This is a genomic window from Marivita sp., assembly GCF_051859345.1.
GTDB lineage: Bacteria > Pseudomonadota > Alphaproteobacteria > Rhodobacterales > Rhodobacteraceae > Marivita.
Window position 1 is genome coordinate 32,710 of sequence record NZ_JBHYFV010000031.1, and the last position, 15,270, is coordinate 47,979.

Annotated in this window: 13 protein-coding genes and 2 pseudogenes; 8 read left to right on the forward strand and 7 right to left on the reverse strand. The window is 59.0% G+C overall.

The window, feature by feature from the left end; genetic code table 11:
- Positions 1-2: 2 nt before the first annotated feature.
- From ACTIEN_RS16815 to ACTIEN_RS16845, 7 genes and pseudogenes are all read right to left on the reverse strand, one after another.
- Positions 3-1,631, reverse strand: coding sequence for a metallophosphoesterase family protein (locus tag ACTIEN_RS16815; protein ID WP_439524305.1), 1,629 nt, complete (start codon positions 1,629-1,631; stop codon positions 3-5).
- Positions 1,631-2,269: a dual specificity protein phosphatase family protein gene (locus ACTIEN_RS16820; RefSeq protein WP_439524306.1), complete on the reverse strand. Its 639-nt coding sequence runs from the start codon at positions 2,267-2,269 to the stop codon at positions 1,631-1,633. The genes ACTIEN_RS16815 and ACTIEN_RS16820 overlap by 1 nt, the downstream gene beginning before the upstream one ends.
- A gap of 8 nt (positions 2,270-2,277) precedes the next feature.
- The gene (locus ACTIEN_RS16825; protein ID WP_439524307.1) at positions 2,278-3,129 is read right to left on the reverse strand and encodes an inositol monophosphatase family protein; all 852 of its coding nucleotides are present in this window, start codon (positions 3,127-3,129) and stop codon (positions 2,278-2,280) included.
- Between the two features lie 80 nt (positions 3,130-3,209).
- Complete coding sequence (locus ACTIEN_RS16830) at positions 3,210-4,325, reverse strand: ABC transporter substrate-binding protein (RefSeq protein ID WP_439524308.1); 1,116 nt, start codon at positions 4,323-4,325, stop codon at positions 3,210-3,212.
- Between the two features lie 40 nt (positions 4,326-4,365).
- On the reverse strand, positions 4,366-5,505 hold the full coding sequence (locus tag ACTIEN_RS16835) for an ABC transporter ATP-binding protein (protein WP_439524317.1): 1,140 nt from the start codon (positions 5,503-5,505) through the stop codon (positions 4,366-4,368).
- The gene (locus ACTIEN_RS16840; protein WP_439524318.1) at positions 5,505-6,113 is read right to left on the reverse strand and encodes an ABC transporter permease; all 609 of its coding nucleotides are present in this window, start codon (positions 6,111-6,113) and stop codon (positions 5,505-5,507) included. The genes ACTIEN_RS16835 and ACTIEN_RS16840 overlap by 1 nt, the downstream gene beginning before the upstream one ends.
- 85 nt (positions 6,114-6,198) lie before the next feature.
- A pseudogene (locus tag ACTIEN_RS16845) lies at positions 6,199-7,104 on the reverse strand (ABC transporter permease); the annotation flags it as partial.
- A gap of 447 nt (positions 7,105-7,551) precedes the next feature.
- On the opposite strand from ACTIEN_RS16845, the pseudogene ACTIEN_RS16850 reads away from it, so the two are divergent.
- The 8 genes and pseudogenes from ACTIEN_RS16850 to ACTIEN_RS16885 form a co-directional block, all read left to right on the forward strand.
- Positions 7,552-7,880, forward strand: a pseudogene (locus ACTIEN_RS16850) (IS6 family transposase); the annotation flags it as partial.
- Positions 7,881-8,260: 380 nt separating this feature from the next.
- The gene (locus tag ACTIEN_RS16855; RefSeq protein WP_439524309.1) at positions 8,261-9,187 is read left to right on the forward strand and encodes a LysR family transcriptional regulator; all 927 of its coding nucleotides are present in this window, start codon (positions 8,261-8,263) and stop codon (positions 9,185-9,187) included.
- A gap of 106 nt (positions 9,188-9,293) precedes the next feature.
- Positions 9,294-10,811: an arabinosylfuranosidase ArfA gene (arfA, locus tag ACTIEN_RS16860; protein WP_439524310.1), complete on the forward strand. Its 1,518-nt coding sequence runs from the start codon at positions 9,294-9,296 to the stop codon at positions 10,809-10,811.
- Positions 10,812-10,842: 31 nt separating this feature from the next.
- A complete protein-coding gene (locus tag ACTIEN_RS16865; protein ID WP_439524311.1) occupies positions 10,843-11,928 on the forward strand; it encodes an ABC transporter ATP-binding protein in 1,086 nt (361 codons plus the stop codon).
- A 31-nt stretch (positions 11,929-11,959) separates the two neighbouring features.
- A complete protein-coding gene (locus ACTIEN_RS16870; protein ID WP_439524312.1) occupies positions 11,960-13,237 on the forward strand; it encodes an extracellular solute-binding protein in 1,278 nt (425 codons plus the stop codon).
- Between the two features lie 61 nt (positions 13,238-13,298).
- Positions 13,299-14,183 carry a carbohydrate ABC transporter permease gene (locus ACTIEN_RS16875; RefSeq protein WP_439524313.1) on the forward strand — a complete coding sequence of 295 codons (885 nt, stop codon included), beginning with the start codon at positions 13,299-13,301 and terminating at the stop codon, positions 14,181-14,183.
- Positions 14,180-15,004, forward strand: coding sequence for a carbohydrate ABC transporter permease (locus tag ACTIEN_RS16880; RefSeq protein WP_439524314.1), 825 nt, complete (start codon positions 14,180-14,182; stop codon positions 15,002-15,004). Before ACTIEN_RS16875 ends, ACTIEN_RS16880 begins: the two co-directional genes overlap by 4 nt.
- Positions 15,005-15,008: 4 nt before the next feature.
- The coding region (locus tag ACTIEN_RS16885; RefSeq protein WP_439524315.1) for a dihydroxy-acid dehydratase domain-containing protein at positions 15,009-15,270 on the forward strand (262 nt) is incomplete at its 3' end.

Below are 15,270 nucleotides of genomic sequence, written 5' to 3' on the forward strand. Positions count from 1 at the left end.
TGTCAATCATCCAGATATTCTACTGTCAGATCGTCCAGCGAAACGGTGAAATCACCGGCGGGCGGGCGGCGCCGATAGGCCTGCATGATTTGTAGAAAGATCAACCATGTTTGTCCAAGCGACGTCTCCGGCGCGGCCTCCGGCAGTGCGGATAGCAATCTGTCGTATGTCGCCATCCGGTCGCGCGGGATATAGCGAAAGGCCGCATCGGCCCCCTTGCGCAACCGGTACCAATCGGCGCGCAGGGTTGTCAGGGGCAGATCGGCAAGTCCGATGCCCCGCAGACCCAGCAGGTCGGCAAGATCGGAAACGGTTCGATCCGCCGCGAACCCTGCCATATCCTCGGGCCATTCGCGCGCGGTGTAGCGCTGCACCACCAGATCGGCCAGATGCCGGTCGATGAAGGTCCCGTGATCGGGGCTTTGCGCCGCGGTGGGACTGTCAGTGCCCAGGTGCGCGGCCTCTGCGAGATAGAACGCATAGGCAATGTCGTGGTCCGGCACATCGTTCAGCGACAGGGTACGCACCGTCAGACTGTTCGGACCCGTTTCAAGGATCTTGAAAGCGGGCGGGAATCCAATGGGGGAAGGCACCGCAATGTTGACGAAGCCGCCCGCGCTGTCCCGGTGGATCGCGGTGTCGTTGACATGTAGATGCCCGGAGAGGTGGATTGGCACTCCGGTCGCGGCAAAGGCCTCCGCCACCTCTGGACCGGGCGCACGGCGGGCCAGCCCGGTTGCCCCGAAGATAGTCGTTTCAATGGCCGAACACCCAGCAAGGGGATCAAGCGCCGGATAATGCGAGAAGGCCAGCAAGTGCTTTCCCTGCGCCTTCGCCCGCGCCGCCACATCCGTCATCCAGTCCAAAAGATAGGCGCGTTGATCCAGCAAAGCGCCCCAGCCGCCATCTGTTGGATCGAAGTAGGACTCAACCGCGTCGAAATCGATCGCGCCATTCTTCGGCGTGCAGATATTGGCGTCGATGGACATCAGCCAAAGACCTTCCACGGGCTCGGCCAGATATGAGGCGTCGATCATCCGGCAAGTCGCGCTGCCATCGGCGCTGCGGGCGACATAGGTCCGATCCGAGAAATCCGCGCCAGGACCGAACGGCGTTTCCCAGTACAATTCACCGGGGCGCGGCACGAAGCCCAGCGGTGCCATCAGGTTCAGTGCGGACAAAGTGCCCGTTGTTGCCATTTCCGACGACAACAGCGCGCCGGTCCGTCGCGCCGTTTCCGGGTCGCTGGTCACGGTGACGCGGGTTCCATCGGGACGTAGGAATTCCTTGGTCTGCGGACGACCGGCCAGCGCAAAGAGGTCGTGATTGCCCAGTGTCGCGTAATACTGCAAGCCGTGGGCCGCGCGATATTCGTCGAGCAACGACATGGCCCCGAGGATGTTCGGCACCTGTCCGTCGTCGGTCAGATCGCCAACTATGATGACAAGTTCGATCCCCTCGGCAACGACGCGATCGAGGGCGGCGCGAAAGGCAGGCGCGCTTTCGTTAAACACGCGGGTCGAGGATGCCGTGTCGTCATAGCTGCGGAACGCCCCGTTCAAATCCGTGCCGCCGGGCTTCAGTCTCGTGTCATGAAAATGCGGGTCGGCGATGACGGCGATACGGGTCATCAGCCGACGTCCTCGACGGTTGGTGCGGGACGCGCTGCAAGATCGGCCTCTACCATGCGTACCCATTGCGCTGCCCGCTCCGCTGCATCAATCAGCATCGGCTTGGGGGTCTCGTGCCATTCGTCGGGTTGCAACGCGCGTTTGCGGCGGGTGTGATCAATGGCATCGGCCAGCGTCGGAAATTCGCTTGGTAGCTGCAGGTGCAAGAACAGCGCGGCAAGCGCCACGGACCGCGACCGGCCCGCGCGACAATTGATCAGGACATTGCCACGTTCCCGCATCGGATAGCTGGCTCGATCGGGCAAAATCTGGTCCAATGCTCCCAGAAGTTGATAGTACCCGGCCAGCATCATGGTCTGCGGATTGCCGGGGCCATCGACTATCCCCAGTTTGTAATAGCGCACCGGACCGGGGCCATAGCCGATGCCACCCGCCGATTTCGGCACCGGATCGGCATAGTTGAAATCCAGATTGACGGCAGTGTTCAGCACCGTCGTGATGCCGTGACGGCGCAGGAGGTCCAGATTGGCGGCACCCTGACGGCCCCCGAGATACAGATCGACCCCATGGACGGGCAGGTTTTCGTAGATCAGGCTGATAGCGGGGCGTTCGTAGTGCTTGGTTGGTCGATCTTGCATGGACGTCCTCAGATGTTGACCGTGACCGGGCTGGAAATGCGGCCGAGCCCCGAGAGGATCGGGATTCCGGTAGACTGCGATAGCACTCCAGCCAGCGCGGGGACAGCCGCCAGAACCGGCGCACCGTCGAACAACCCGCCACGGGACAGAAATGGCCCAACGATTCCGCCCGCCTCCTGCACAAGAAGCAGCCCGGCAAGGCAATCCCATGAGTTCATGTGCAATTCTGCATAGCCGTCGCTGCGCCCACAGGCGACATAGGCCAGAGCCAGCGCCCCAGATGCGCCGCGCCGCACGTTGCTGCCTGCCTCCAGCAGGGCCGACAGCGCGCCGATATACCGTGCTGCGGGGATGCGTGGCGACCAGCCCAGTTCAAACGAAGCTGCACGAATGTCATCAGTTGCGGCAACACGGACGGTGTGACCGTTCAAGGTGGCCCCACGCCCCATTCTTGCAAAAAAAAGGTCATCCGTTGCCGGATTGACAATGGCACCAATCTGTATCTCGTCATTGGCGACAAGGCTGATCGACACGCAGAAATGGGGGATGGCCCGTGCAAAGTTGGCGGTGCCATCAATCGGATCGACAACCCAGACAACAGCGCCTTTGGCGCCTGCAGCGGCATCCGCGCCGGTTTCCTCTCCGAGAAATGCATCGTGCGGGAAGGTCGCGGCAATACGATCCCTGATGTGGCGTTCAACCTCGCCATCGGTTTCGGTAAGATAGTCCTGCGGTCCCTTCATTCCGACGGGCTGTCCCATTTGCCGGTGAAAACCATCCAGGGCCAGCCGCGCCGCGTCGTACGCCAGTTCGCGGCAGAACGCCTCGCGCCGATCAAGTTCGGTCGTGCTAAGTTGCATGAGCCTGCGCCCTTCGTGTTCAAAACTGGAAAGAAGTAACCGGCGGGAAGACCTTGGGCCGCCCGCCGGTTTGCACGGTATCAGCGTGCGTAGTTCACGCGCCAGAAATCCTGCCAGTCCTGACGCGTATCCCAGTCATCCTCGCCCTTGGCTGGGTTGTAGGCCAAGACCTGATCGACATATTCGCCGATGCCCGACGGTTCATCGTCCGGTAGCGCAACGGAGCGATTGCTGGACATCTTGCCATCCGCCGATTGGGGCGCGATGCCTTCGGCTGTCATGACATAGTGCAGAAACAGCTTCGATGCGTTGGGGCTGTCGCTCCCGGTCATCATCAGGCCAGCGCCAGAGTTCATGAAGCCGATTATCGGATCGACCCCTTTGCACAAGCCCAGCGAAAACCCGGCACCCGCGTTGTCGCGAAACTTGGCAGAGGCGACCAGACCCAGAAACGGTTCCGTCTGTCCAGGCGCGGCCACGGCCTCTGCGGCGGCGGAATCACTGTCGGTCAGCAGCGGGCCATTAGCGGCAAGCGCAGCGACAAAGGCCTCGGTCGCGCTGTCGTATTCCGTTTCCAGAGGCTTGCCGTATTGCGCCTCATAGGCCGCACGAACCTTGTCATCGGCATAGGTTCGCATCTGGTTGAACCAGTCCGTATAGGACGGTTTGCCCAGCGGATCCTGCATGGCAAAACGACCGCTCCACTCTTCCTCTGTCAACTGCCAGATGTTGGTCAACGGGCAGGTATCGTAGAGCGTGGTGTTGTAGGCGATGATATTCGCGCTGCTGACCACCAGCAACGGGTTCTGCGCCTCTGAAGGGATATGTTCGGCCAAGGCCGGAGAAACCCAGCTTTCGGCAAAGCCCTGCGGGATCAGTTGCGCCATCGCTGCCGGCACGTCCGAGATAATTGAAACGTCGGCCTGAACATTGCCGGCTTGCGCCTCCCGGATGATCATTTCCAGCGCGGCGGGTGCCTTGATCTTTGTGCCGATGGCCTCGACCCCGTATTTGGCGGTGAATTTCTCGGCCATTTCAACGATCTTGCCGGTGCTGTCATAGACATTGATCGCCGGTTCGGCGCGCGCGGCCTCGATCAGAGCATCGAGATTGAATTCCTCGGCCAGAGCGGCGCCTGACGCGAAGGTCGCTATTGCCGTGGCCAAAAGAAAAGCCTTTGTCGTGATGCGTTTCATCTAGTGTCTCCTCCTGTTGTCGTTTCAGTTTCAGTCGGTCTTAGGTTGCGTTTGCTGCCATCGCAGCCAGTTGTGCATCCGCTTTGGCCAATCGCTCGCCTTGAGCATCGAAGAGATGAAAGGCTGTGGGTGCCGCATGCAGGAAAATCCTATCTCCGCCGGACAAGATGGGGCTTTCGGTGGTTGTCAGGAAAACGGTTTGATCGCCGCATTCCGTCTCAATAATCCAGCTCCCGCCAGTGGGCAGAATGCCAGTCACAATCGCCGCGTGGCGGAAATTCTCGGCTGGAATCGAGGCTTCGTCCGGTGCCACCTGAAGGGCCTCTGGCCTCAACCCGACAGACCCCGGCACCGGGGTAACGTCCAGACACGCCGCAAGATAATTGGTGATCTGCCGTTCGACCGGATTTCCGTGACCATCCGCCAGGTCGAAAAGGTTGATCGGTGGGCTGCCGACGAATTCAGCGACGAAACGGTTGGCCGGTCTGCCGTAGATATCGTCGGGTGTGCCGATCTGCTGCAACCTCCCCTCGTTCATCACGGCAATGGTCGTGGCCAGTGTCATCGCCTCCCACTGGTCATGGGTGACGAACAGGATCGTGGTGCCGAAATTGGCATGGATTCTCTTGAGTTCGGCGCGCATGTCCAGCCTCAGCCGGGCGTCAAGGTTCGACAGCGGCTCATCTAGCAACAGAATGCCGGGATTGACTGCCAACATCCGCGCGAGCGCGACCCGCTGTTGCTGCCCGCCCGACAACTGCGAGGGATAACGGTCGCGGTATTGTTCGATCCCCAACGCCTGCATGACCTCTGTCACACGTTGTTCCCGTTCGGCTCTTGGCAGTTTGCGCAGCCGCAGCCCGAAATCGGTATTACGTTCGATGGTCAGATGCGGCCATAGCGCATAACTCTGGAAAACCAGTCCCATCTTGCGCTTTTCCGGGCCGATGAAGATACCCTTGGCGACGCAGTCCACGATCTCTTCGGCGACCTGGATCTCGCCGCCCGACAGGTTTTCCAGCCCAGCGATCATGCGCAGGGTCGTGGTCTTGCCGCAGCCTGATGGTCCCAACAAGCACATGAACTCGCCGTCACCGATATGCAGGTCAAGCCCTTTCACCGCATCGGGTGATCCGCCACCATAGTTCTTGTGTGCCTGGCGCAGGATTATCTCTGGCATCAGCTTCCCAGCCCTTCTGCAAGATTTACTCCGGCCAACTTTTGGGCCAGCAGTGTTCCGAAATAGGCGATGGCCGCGATGATCAAGACCACGGCGTTCGCCGCTTGCGTATAGTTGTAATCGACCAGCCGCAGCGAAAAAGTCGTCAGCACATCGGTACTGGGCACGGCAAGAATCACGAACAGACTCAACCCCTTGATGCCCGATATGAAGGGCAGCATGATCCCGGTGACAAGCGACCCTTTCTGGATCGGGATCACCACGCGCCGCATCCGCTGGAACCACCCTGCACCGATGATCTGCGCCGCTTCTTCCGGATCCTTGCCCAGCTGCATCATGGCCGAGATCCCGGCACGCGAGGCATAGGGCATCTGGTCGGCCATCAGTGCGAGTATCAGGATGGCATATGTGCCGTATAGCGCCGGGATCGGTCCGCGGGGCACCGCGAACAGCGACAGATAGGCCGCTCCAAAGGCGATGCCGGGCACTAGATATGGCAAGAACGTCACCTGTCGCAGAAAGACCGACAGCGCCCTGACCGGAGTCCGCACCACGACATAGCCCACCAGGATGCCCAGGACCCCAGAGCCGATCGAGGCCAGCCCCACGATCCACAACGTTCATCATGCCCTTGCTGCCCACGGTGACAAAGCGGCGCGCCTCGCGCACCAGGTAGGCGTCGATCAAGATCGTCATCACCCCGATCAGCATGATCGCCCCAGCCAGAACGCCCGCCACACCAGTTTGCCGCGATCCGATCGACTGATAAAGCGAGGTCGCCAGAACGTCGAAGTTCACCGGCAACCCAAGCACATAGGCCACACCGAATTCTCCGAGGCATTTGGCGAAGATCAACACCACCGCCGACATCAACGCCGGACGCATCAAAGGCAGCACGATCTGCATTGCCACGTCGCGATGGCTGGCGCCCAGAATGCGCGCCGAGTCCTCTAATTGGCTGTCAAAGCGTTTCAGTGCGGACCCGAATAAAAGGATTACGAAAGGCGTGTAATGCAGTGCCAGAATGACGGTAATCGGGAATTGTCCATAGGCGAGCCAATCGGGCGGCGACAGGCCCATCGCCTCGAACCATCCGGGTTGACCACCCACGGTCCGGTTCTTGAACAGCGTGGTCCAGGCCAACGCAAAGGTCCAGCCCGGCAGCATGTAGGGCACGATCAACGCCGTGGCGAACCAGCGGCGGGCGAACATGTCAGTCCGGCTGATCAACCAACCCAGGATGCTGCCAACGAAAAGCGACACGGCGATGGCACTGAATGCCACGTAAAGCGTATTGCGTAGCGGCTCCCAAAACAGGTCGAACGCAACTGGCGACAGAAGGGTTCGCCTCAGATAGTAGAGCGTGCCGTTACCGGTGGCGGCGTCTGTCCGCCGTTCGTCGCCAAACTGGACGGTCACGGCATCCGTCATGATCGACAGGATCGGGACGGCGATAAGATAGAGAAACAAGATTGCGGCAATGATACCGATCAGTGTCGTCGGTTCGCGCGAGGCGACGCGGACGCGATAACGCACTCGCTGCGCCAGGGACAGTTCCGGTACGGTAGACCGAATTGTTCGGGCCGTTTCGGATTTCATTCCATTCTGTCGCTCAGAAACGGGGTGCGGAATACCTGCACCTTCCTGTCATATCCTGTCCACATGTTCGCCCTCCTTGCGACATCGCAAATCGTTCGGCACACGTCGATGGGGTTCCTCTGCAACGCGGTCCATGCAGCAAACCTTTACGGCATCAAGCATTGAGTCAAGGTTTTTTGCACTTCTGTGCAGTGGATACCGCCATTGGTATGGAGCCTTATGTCGTTTTCACTTGATAGGTAAAGGTGTTGAAATTGCACAGCCTTGCAAACAATGCCCCAACTTCAAAATCTCAGCGAAACCCGACTCGCTTAATCAGATATCAGCGCCTTCGGCTGAGGTTTGGTTTGTCCACCTGACCCACGACGGTACTGTCGAATAATTTCCATTTCCCTGCGTGCCTGCGATCTGCCAGCGTTGTCATGTGGTTGGTGAGAAACTTGCAACGTGATCGAATTCAAGGGCGTGCCCTATCCGAAATCGGTGATCCTGCACGCTTTGTTCTTCTCTGTGCGCTACGCGGTCTCCTATCGCGACCTCGAGGAAAACCTGGAGGAGCGCGGCATCATAATCGACACGCCGCGTTGAACCGATGCGTGGTGAATTTCTACCCGCTAATTGCCGCCTGGGCACAGGCCCGGAGGCGGTCAACCGCCAAATCCCGGCGGATGGACGAGACCTATGTCAAGGTGAAGGGCCGCTGGACCTACCTCTATCGCGCTGTGGATCGGGATGGTCAAACCTTTGATTTCCTGTTGTCTGCGCGGCGCGATCTGACCGATTTGGACGATGTTGGATCTGGCGTTGCATGCGCAAGGGCGAATGCGCAGCGCCTTGACATCAAAGCGTCCAAGACGACGCGTCTTCGTGGTTCCCTTCTCAAATGTCATCTCGACTATGTTACGCACATCCATGGCAGTCCCTCTTGCGGTAGACCACCATCATAGACGACGACCCCCAGGTTTTGCCCAATCCCCGCGCGTGGTACCAGAATTGGGGAGAGCGGGCTTCCCGTCGGATATTACGGTAACTGGGCGCTGGCCGCCCCAACCCTGCGAATACAGAGCCTGGCAGATCACGTTCGAAACCTGAGATCAGCAATGGTACCACCATGTGGCATTGACCAACGCTACGTCTGCAAGCATCTGGTGGGCTCATGAATACATTTCTACGCTCTCTTCGCCCGAACCAATTCCGCCTGATCGCTGCTGTGGCGCGTTTGGGCAAGTTAAGCCTCGCAGCGGATGCCTGCGCGATGACAACGCCAGCTGCATCGCGCATGCTGGCGGAGATCGAGACGCAGCTTGGCGCGGTTCTGTTCGAGCGGACACCGAAAGGCATGCTCACCACGCCCGCTGGCGATGTGCTCTCCAATCAGGCCAGAAAACTGGTCCACGACATCGATCAAATGTCCAAGGACTTCGCCGCCCATCTGGATGGCACTGGTGGCAGCGTCCGTGTTGGCGCGGTGACTGGAGGGGCATTGGGCGTTCTGATCCCCGCGATCCTGGAACTTCACCGCCATGCGCCTTTGGTAGATGTCTCGCTGGATGTTGCGTCCTCGGCGCAGCTCATGCGTGGCCTTGAAGCGGGGGAGTATGATTTCACCCTGAGCCGCTTGGGACCCAATGACAATTCGCGAGGCTTGGACATATATCCCGCTGGCAGCGAGTCAGTCGCCTTTATGGTGCGGCGCGGACATCCCGTTGCCGGTTGCGGGGTGGTGCGCCTACGTGAATTGCGGGACTATCTATGGACCATGCAGGATCGTGGTGCGCCGATTCGCCATGCACTTGAAATCGCCTTCCACGAGGAAGGCGCAGACATTCCCGCCCGTCTGATCAAAACGGCGTCAGTGGTGGCGATCATGTCCATGTTGCGCCATTCCGACGTGATTGCGGTTGTGACTGAAGAAGTGGCCGACCTCTTGCTGTCGCCCCCCTACAACGCGGACCTTGTGTTGCTGAACACCGCCCGACCGATAGCAATTGAACCCTATTACATTCTTTGTCCGTGCGACCGATTGCTGTCGGCAGCCGCGCAGCGGCTTCTGGACCATGTCCGGGATCAAGTCAGCACCTGAAGCGTTACCAATACTGTCAACGCGATAAGTTGAAATGTAAATTGTTTGTCAAGACAGACTATCCCTATGGTGTCCGTAACAAGGATATCTGCCACTGGGAGGGGATATGAAGGCTCGTGCCACGATTCACCGGGATTTCGCACTCGCGCAGATCGATGACCGACTCTACTCTGCGTTTATCGAGCATATGGGGCGGGCGATCTACAGCGGCATTTACGAGCCCGATCATCCGACGGCCAACGCGCACGGTTTCCGAAACGACGTCCTGGATCTTGTCCGGGCGCTGAACATCCCGGCCATTCGCTATCCGGGCGGCAATTTCGTATCGGCCTACAAGTGGGAAGACGGCATCGGCCCCAAGGAGGACCGGCCCGTGCGGCTGGACCTGGCGTGGCGGTCCAAGGAAACGAACCAGGTCGGGATCAACGAATTCGCCCAGTGGGCCAAGGATGCCGATATCGAGATGATGCTGGCCGTCAATCTTGGCACGCGCGGAATTGAAGAGGCACGCAATTTCGTCGAATACTGCAATCACCAGTCTGGCACTTACTGGAGCGATTTGCGCCGCAGCCACGGTGTCGAGAACCCATATGACGTAAAAATGTGGTGCCTTGGCAATGAAATGGACGGTCCCTGGCAGATCGGCCACAAGGAGGCCAAGGAATACGGGCGGCTTGCGGACGAAACCTCGAAGGCGGTCAAGGCCTTTGGCAGCGGAATTGAAACCGTTGTCTGCGGGTCATCCAACGACGGGATGCCGACCTATCCCGACTGGGAACGCCAGGTGCTGGAAGAGTGTTACGAGACTGTCGATTACATCTCACTACACAAGTATTTTGGGAACAGCAGCCACAACTCGCTGAACTACTTCGCCAAAATCGACGAAACCGGCCGCTACATTCAGGCCATTGGTGGCGTCATCGACTATGTGAAGGCCAAGAAGCGCGCCAAGAACGATGTCTATATCTGCTTTGACGAATGGAATGTCTGGTATCACAAACGCGAGCAGGACGCCAAGAACTGGAAATCCTGGGATTGGCCCGAAGCGCCAGAGCTGTTAGAAGAAGACTACAATCTTGAAGATGCGCTTCTTGTCGGCGGTCTTCTGAACGAGTTCATTCGCCGGTCTGACCGCGTCAAGATCGCCTGCATCGCACAGCTGGTGAATGTCATCGCCCCGATCCGCGCCGAAAAGGGCGGCTCCGCTTGGGCCACATCGATCTACTATCCGTACCAGTTCGCCAGCCTGTACGGTCGCGGCACCGCGCTGAATGTCGCGGTTAACGGGCCGCGCTATGACGCCGACGCGGCGCATGACGTGAACTACCTGGATGTGGCGGCGGTCCTGTCGCCGGATGGCACGTCAATCACGATCTTTGCCATCAACCGCAGCCTGGAAGAATCGATGGAACTGGACATGGCGCTGCAAGGGTTCGATGGGCTTGAACTGGTCGAACACAAGGTCATGGGCGGCAACAGCGCCGAGGCACGCGTTGCCAACACCAGCGCTGCGCCCGACAGTATCAAACCGCGCAAGGGCGAAAAACTTGCCGTCGGCGATGGCGGCATCAGAGGCGAACTGCCCGCTTTCTCATACAACCTGATCCGGCTTTCGGTCAGGTAAGCTCAGAAGGGGTTACGGAGGAGAAACAGCCATGACAGCCACCGGCGTCCACTTAAAGGGGGTCAAGAAAAGTTTTGGCGTCGTTGATGTAATTCGCGGTGTCGACATGGATGTCGACCGGGGCCAATTCGCCGTATTTGTGGGCCCATCGGGCTGTGGCAAGTCAACGCTTCTGCGCATGATCGCGGGACTGGAAGAGACAAGCGACGGCGGGATCTTCATCGGTGATCGCGACGTGACAAACGAAGACCCGGCGGATCGTGGCGTGGCGATGGTGTTCCAATCCTATGCGCTCTACCCCCATTTGTCAGTCTACGAAAACATGGCCTTCAGCCTTCGACTGGCCAAACGTCCCAAAGCCGAGATCGACGGCAAAGTCCGCGAGGCTGCCGGCATTCTGCAATTGGCGGATCATCTGGAAAAGAAGCCGGCGCAATTGTCAGGAGGGCAGCGCCAGCGCGTTGCCATTGGTCGCGCTATCGTGCGCGCGCCGGATGTCTTTCTGTTTGATGAACCGTTGTCGAACCTCGATGCAGAACTGCGGGTCCAGATGCGTCTGGAACTGGCGCGCCTGCATCAAAAGCTCGGCGCGACGATGATCTATGTCACCCACGATCAAGTCGAAGCCATGACGCTGGCAGACACGATTTTTGTACTACAGGGCGGGCACGTCCAGCAATCGGGGGCGCCGCTGGACCTTTATGACGATCCGTCAAACCGCTTTGTTGCCGGGTTCATCGGATCACCGTCGATGAACTTTTTCGGCGCAACGGTCGACGACCGAAGCGAAGATGGCGTCGTCGTCCGACTGACTGGGCAGCCCGACCTGACTTTGAACGTCCCTCTCTCGCAGCCACCCTCGAAGGGAACATCGGTAGAGCTGGGCGTGCGGCCCGAGCATCTGATCGTGACTCAGTCCGAGGGCCTGCGGGTCACCGTCGATGTGGCCGAGGAACTGGGTGGTGTCTCATATCAGCACGGCACGTTGGAAGGCGGCGATGCGGTGATTTTCCAACAGGCCGGCGTACGGCACGGCATGCATGGCACAGTACAGACCGTCACGCCCGAACCGGGGCGCGTCTTCGTCTTCGACACTGAAGGCGAACGTATCCGGTGAACTGACTGACAACATGGAGGAGAAACTGAAAATGAAACGTGTTATTTCCAAACTCGCGGCAACCACGGCACTTGTCGTGGGCTTGTCCAGCCCGGCCTGGGCTCAGGTCGAAGTCGAATGGTGGGATTTTCTTGCCGGCGGTGATGGCGTCCGCATGAAGGCGCTGATCGACGAGTTCAATGCCGAACATCCTGACATCGAAATCAGCGGCACGACGCTGGAATGGGGTCTGCCTTTCTACACCAAGGTGCGGACTGCGGTCGCGGTCGGTCAAGGTCCGGACATCATGACCTATCACCTCTCACGCCTGCCATTGGCGTTGGAAGAAGACGTCCTTTCACCGATCTCGGCGGAGGATCTGGAAACAGCAGGTATTTCCACCAGCGATTTCTTCGAAGCATCGATCACTGCCGCATCCACCAATGACGGTCAACTTATGGCGATCCCCTTCGACATCCATTCCATTGTGGCGCACTACAACCGCACCGCATTGGAAGGAACGGAGTGGCTGGACGAGGATGGCAACCTGACCAACCTGAACTCCATCGAAGCCATGACCGAAATGCTGATCTGGGCCAAGGAAAATGGCTTCTCGGATCCGCTGAGCTATCAGACCTCGGGTGGCGGTGGCACCTGGCGCATGTTCTACACCCTGCTCAGCCAGCAGGGCGGCGAAATCCTGACCGATGGCGAAGTGCTGGCCGGCGACAACTTCGACAAAGCCGTGACTGCCATTCAGACCCTCGCCGACTGGCGATCGGAAGGGCTGATCCCGGAACAGGCGTCTTACGAGGCAGGGGTCGCACTTTTCTCGGGAAATAAGGCCGTGTTGCATATCAATGGTGTTTGGGAAGTCCCCACTTTCAAGGATCAAACCGAGGCGGGAACGCTGGGCTTTGAATGGTTCGCCAACGAAGTCCCGCAGATGATGGACCAGCCTGCAACATGGGCGGATTCCCACGCCTTCGCCATCCCGAACGACCCCGAAATGACCGACGAGATGCGGAATGCGGTCCTGACCGTCATCGGCTGGATGCAAGAGCATTCGCTGGCGTGGGCAGGCGCGGGTCACATCCCGGCCTACAAGCCGACAGTCGAGAGCGCAGAGTACGCCGCGCTTGAGCCCAACGCGACCTATGCATCACTGGCTGACAACGCGGCCTTCGATCCGAGGTCAAAGATCGCGGGTGTCGCCTCGCCGATCTATGACGCGGTCGATAATCTGATCGCGCCCGCAGTGCACGGTTTCCTCAGCGCCGAGGACGCCACCGCGCAAATGAAGGATCAGTTGCAAGGCCTTCTGAACTGATCAATCAAACCGGGGGCACCACGAGTGCCCCCGACCCAATCCCGTGAGTAAGGGGGCAATCATGTCGAAATTGAAACGCCGCCACCGCGAGCTGCGGGCCGCAGGCCTTCTGATCGCTCCCTTTATTTTTGTCTTCGCGATTTTTTTCCTTTACCCGACCTACAAGGTCATCGCGCTCAGTTTCACGGACGCACCGCTGATCGGCGAGGGGCAATGGATCGGCCTTGCCAACTATGCCAAGCTCCTCAACGACAAGCTGTTTTTTACATCGCTCTGGAACAACCTCTACTTCGTGCTGCTGACCGTTGTACCGACAACGGTGATCGCACTGCTCATCGCGCTGGCGGTGAGCAAACTCAAAGGTCGCATGCAGGCTCTGGTGCTGACGCTGTTCTTTCTTCCTTATGTCCTGCCGGTCTCGGTGGTCACGCTGATCTGGGCGTGGATGCTGGATTTTCAGTTCGGTATTCTTCAACCCCTGATCGCTGCGGTGACCGGAAAGCCGGTGCCGGTCTTCAGAAACCCCTATTGGGTCATGCCCATGATTGCGGTTGTCACGATCTGGTGGACCAACGGGTTCAACGTGCTCTTGCTGATCGCGGGTCTGCGCAATATTCCAGAGGATCTCTACGAGGCCGCGTCGCTTGACGGTGCAACACCCTGGCAACGGTTCTGGCGCGTGACCTGGCCCTTGCTTTGGCCGGTGACCGCGCTTGTCCTGACCCTGCAACTCATCCTGCAACTCAAGCTGTTCGATCAAGTCTACCTGCTGTCCAACGGGGGGCCGTTCAATTCGTCCTATGTCGTGCTCATGCAGATGTACCGCGAGGCGTTCCAGTTGAACAACGGCGGGTATGCTTCGGCCATCGCGATGGTGTTGTTCCTGGTCATCGTCATCGTATCGGTCCTGCAATTTCAACTGCTGCGCATCGGAGGACGCAAATGACCGCCAAGCGCGCACGCAACTTCGCTTTCTCCGGTATCGTCCTGATTGCTGCGATGATCTGGATCTTCCCGCTCTATTGGGCGTTGACCACCTCCTTGCGCAGTGAAAACCGCATCGTCTCGGACGCGGGTATTTTCATGGATGAGCTGAATTTCTCGGCTTATGTCGAAGTCCTGTCGACCTCCAAACTTCCGATCTGGTACCTCAATTCCGTCGCAACCTCGGTGATCACCACCGCGATCGTGCTCTTGACCGGAATGATGTGTGCCTATGCCCTGTCACAACTGCGCTTTCCGGGGCGCAAGGCGCTCTATCTGCTGGTCGTGGCCAGCTTCATGGTCCCCGTTCCCGCGCTCTACGTCGCGCAATTCATCCTGATGAGCGACCTGGGACTGGTCAACACATGGTGGGGCATCATCCTGCCACAGTTGATCGTGCCGGTCGTGGTGATCGTCTACAAGCAGTTCTTCGACGCCATACCCAAGGAAATGCGCGAGGCCGTGCTGCTGGATGGCGGCGGGGAATTCACACTTCTCTTCAAGCTTTACCTACCCCTCAACTGGGGGATCACGGCGGCGCTGGCGATCATCACCTTCATCACCACGTGGAACAATTTCTTCTGGCCGTTCCTGATTGTCACAAGCGAAAACATGATGACGATTCCCGTTGGCATCACACAGGTCAACGACGCTTTCGGAGTGGCCTATGCCCGAATGATGGCACTGGCGCTGCTTGCCGCTGCCCCGGTGATCATCGGGTATCTCATCTTCCAGAAACGCGTGACCGAGGCCGTCATGATATCGGCCGGTGTGAAAGGCTAAAGGCATGATTTTCAAACCTGCCGAATGGCCCCGCAAGCTGAGATCGGCTGAATGGTACGGGGGCAGCACGAAGGATGTCATTTACCATCGGGGCTGGATGAAGAACCAGGGCTACCCGGATGACCTGTTCGACGGGCGGCCCATTATCGGCATTCTGAACACCTGGTCGGACATGACGCCGTGCAACGGCCACCTGCGGGAACTGGCCGAAAAGGTGAAGGCCGGGATTTGGGAGGCTGGTGGCTTCCCGATGGAAGTGCCGGTGT

Coding starts and splice junctions, on each gene's coding strand:
- ACTIEN_RS16855 (WP_439524309.1), top strand. CDS start 8,261: ATGAATACATTTCTACGCTCTCTTCGCCCGAACCAATTCCGCCTGATC.
- ACTIEN_RS16820 (WP_439524306.1), bottom strand. CDS start 2,269: ATGCAAGATCGACCAACCAAGCACTACGAACGCCCCGCTATCAGCCTG.
- ACTIEN_RS16830 (WP_439524308.1), bottom strand. CDS start 4,325: ATGAAACGCATCACGACAAAGGCTTTTCTTTTGGCCACGGCAATAGCG.
- ACTIEN_RS16870 (WP_439524312.1), top strand. CDS start 11,960: ATGAAACGTGTTATTTCCAAACTCGCGGCAACCACGGCACTTGTCGTG.
- ACTIEN_RS16815 (WP_439524305.1), bottom strand. CDS start 1,631: ATGACCCGTATCGCCGTCATCGCCGACCCGCATTTTCATGACACGAGA.
- ACTIEN_RS16835 (WP_439524317.1), bottom strand. CDS start 5,505: ATGCCAGAGATAATCCTGCGCCAGGCACACAAGAACTATGGTGGCGGA.
- ACTIEN_RS16880 (WP_439524314.1), top strand. CDS start 14,180: ATGACCGCCAAGCGCGCACGCAACTTCGCTTTCTCCGGTATCGTCCTG.
- ACTIEN_RS16875 (WP_439524313.1), top strand. CDS start 13,299: ATGTCGAAATTGAAACGCCGCCACCGCGAGCTGCGGGCCGCAGGCCTT.
- ACTIEN_RS16825 (WP_439524307.1), bottom strand. CDS start 3,129: ATGCAACTTAGCACGACCGAACTTGATCGGCGCGAGGCGTTCTGCCGC.
- arfA (WP_439524310.1), top strand. CDS start 9,294: ATGAAGGCTCGTGCCACGATTCACCGGGATTTCGCACTCGCGCAGATC.
- ACTIEN_RS16865 (WP_439524311.1), top strand. CDS start 10,843: ATGACAGCCACCGGCGTCCACTTAAAGGGGGTCAAGAAAAGTTTTGGC.